The 2422-nt window shown below is 50.5% G+C and carries 3 protein-coding genes; all 3 read left to right on the top strand.

Annotation, left to right across the window (positions count from 1 at the left end):
- The coding region (locus IE099_RS20300; protein WP_229809618.1) for a hypothetical protein at nucleotides 1-567 on the top strand (567 nt) is incomplete at its 5' end.
- Between the two features lie 141 nt (nucleotides 568-708).
- Nucleotides 709-1140: a hypothetical protein gene (locus IE099_RS20295; protein ID WP_189574563.1), complete on the top strand. Its 432-nt coding sequence runs from the start codon at nucleotides 709-711 to the stop codon at nucleotides 1138-1140.
- A gap of 238 nt (nucleotides 1141-1378) precedes the next feature.
- On the top strand, nucleotides 1379-1798 hold the full coding sequence (locus tag IE099_RS20290; RefSeq protein WP_189574561.1) for a hypothetical protein: 420 nt from the start codon (nucleotides 1379-1381) through the stop codon (nucleotides 1796-1798).
- Nucleotides 1799-2422 lie beyond the last annotated feature (624 nt).

Here is a 2422-nt window from a genome sequence, read left to right as displayed (position 1 = left end):
ACCGCGCTGGCGGGTAGGAAGGTTGACGGGAGGAGGGAGCATGATAGAACTATCGAAAGCGCGCTGAGTCGGTCGGATTGGGTGTGCTTGAACGTTCGCTCTAAAATAATGAAGACAGTGTGGCTAATCGTAAGGGTGATACTCTATACGGTCGTCACCGTCGTAGTTCTTGATGGACTAGGTCTACTTGGTCTCACCTACGCGAGTTTCACTGAGAATCAGCCGCTAAACAACCCGCAGACTGTAGTCGAAGTAGGTGATGACTCTCTACTCCTTGAAGATGGAACGATTGTTTCCTTGGACGATAATACTCTATTTATTACGGTGATGACGGATGGACGTAACCTGCCTGAGTTCTTTGAGGATAGACCAAAACAGGTTGAAATTAGGGAAGTTGGTAAGGGTGAGGATTTGAGAACGGAGGTCGTTGTTTCAAACCGGCGTTTTTATTGTGGCACACCATATGTGAGGGCTGTGACGATCCCGATTTTTCCCCGTAGGTATGAACGATACGAGGAGAAGGTTCTGGCGGTTGGGGAAGCGAAACAGCTGCTTAAAAGGCAGTAGCGAACAATGCGCAGCACCACAAATCCGACCGCGCTGGCGAGTCGGAGGTTGACGGGAGTAGGGAGCGTGGTAGAACTATCGAAAGCGCGCTGAGTCGGTCGGATTGGGTGTGCTGAGACGTTCGGCTAGAATAGAGTTCGCATGAGAGGTAAGCGTAGAAAAAAGCTGGTCGCATCGTTGGTCCTAGCCGGGCTGATTGGGATTGGTGTTGGAGTATTGCGATACCTTGAGGCGCCTCGCAACGTCCTCCAGCATGCGCTCAATCTGCAGAAGCTGCCACCATCTCTGGACAATCTTAAAATGGGTTCTGATGTTTGGGGCGACGAAGTTCGTGGATTCTACTTTGATGTGGCAGCAGAGGAGTTTCCGCTTCTCCTCACCGGTCGCTCATACGAAGAAGAAGATGTGAATACGACGTTCCGTGGGACTTTCGTGGCTCGGACAATACATGTTTCCCCGCCAGTCAGTTTTCCTGCCCGCTGGCGTTATCGCTGGCAGACTGAAGGCGCAACCTTGGAAATTCTCACCGACGAGAAGCGACACCGTGTTATTGCAAGGTTTTCAGCGAACTAGGGCCGAACAAGGCGTCGCTGCTGAACCCGACCGCGCTGGTGGGTGACTTGTTGACACTCCATTTGATTGCTGTAGAAGTAGTGGAAGTTCTCTGAGCGGTCGGTTCAGCAGGACTGGAACGTTGTTGCAGAATTTTACCCGAGATAGATCCGGAGATCAAAATTAGGAGTAGGTATTAATCTTGAATCGAAGTGTCGCTGAGGTAAAATCTGCAAAACTAAAACGTTAGCCAGAAAATATGAAGTTTCGCAAGCTGCCGAAGAAGCTAGAAAAGAATCTCCTGACTGTCGCCGAAGCAGCTCCGGTCGCATTGAATTCATTTGAGAAGCGGCTTTACGAGTATTCGGAGGCGGAATTGGTTATGGCCATCGAAAAGGAAATCGATAGCTTTCGGAAGACCGGAGAAAAAGAAATTCCGAGTCAGTATCTTTCATTGCTTTGTGGTCTCTATGGCTACTGCGCGTCGGTTGGACTACAGGGTGTTTGGCGACACGGACCCAAAGATGAAGGGTCACGCTTATATATTGTTACGGAGAAGGGGAAAGGAGGCTGGATTGATGTGTGGGACGTTATGTCTGGCCAGCTTCTTGGTGAAGGCCCCTCTTTGAGTAGTACCTACTCTGGTTGGAAGACGATGATTCACAACAAGAATGGCTAACAATGCGCTGCACCACAAATCCGATCGCGCTAGCGAGTCGGAGGTTGACTGGAGGCGGGAGCGTGATAGACGTAGTGAAAGCGCGCTGAGTCGGTCGGATTGGGTGTGCTCAAACGTTCGGGTAAAAATGACGGTAGCACTAAAGTTATTACTCTTCTTGGTGTGCACTATTGCGCTGATCTTCGCGCACAGAAGCGGAAAGATCTTTATTGCGCTCCTCCTATTCCAAGTGGGGATGTTTCTGTGCTCGCCCTCAGAAAAGAGTAGCAGGCATACTGACTTCTCTCGGAAAGAATTTGGGAGGATTGTCGACGTGCTTGGGTGGGCTGTGGTTTTATTCGTTTCCCTAGTTGCGGTGTATGAACTCTTTGGCTTCAACGTTCTAAAGGTGTTGGAGCCCGTTCCAATTTGGCCGTTATTTATTCTAGCGTGGATTCTGAGGGCCTATGAATTACTTTTCTACCGGAACAGGTTGGCCCTACCGAGGCTGTGGGCATGAATCTCTGCCGAACAATGCGCAGCACCACAAATCCGACCGCGCTGGGGAGTCGGGGGTTGACGGGAGGAAGGAAGGTGATAGAAGTATTGAAAGCGCGCTGAGTCGGTCGGATTGGGTGTGCTGAG

Source organism: Roseibacillus persicicus (genome assembly GCF_014651675.1).
Lineage (GTDB): Bacteria > Verrucomicrobiota > Verrucomicrobiia > Verrucomicrobiales > Akkermansiaceae > Roseibacillus > Roseibacillus persicicus.
The sequence above is the reverse complement of the archived record's forward strand: the minus strand, read 5'-3'. Positions and strand labels throughout refer to the sequence as shown.

Bases quoted from the DNA above. Each gene is read 5' to 3' on its own strand.
- IE099_RS20295 (WP_189574563.1), top strand. From the start codon at position 709: ATGAGAGGTAAGCGTAGAAAAAAGCTGGTCGCATCGTTGGTCCTAGCC.
- IE099_RS20290 (WP_189574561.1), top strand. From the start codon at position 1,379: ATGAAGTTTCGCAAGCTGCCGAAGAAGCTAGAAAAGAATCTCCTGACT.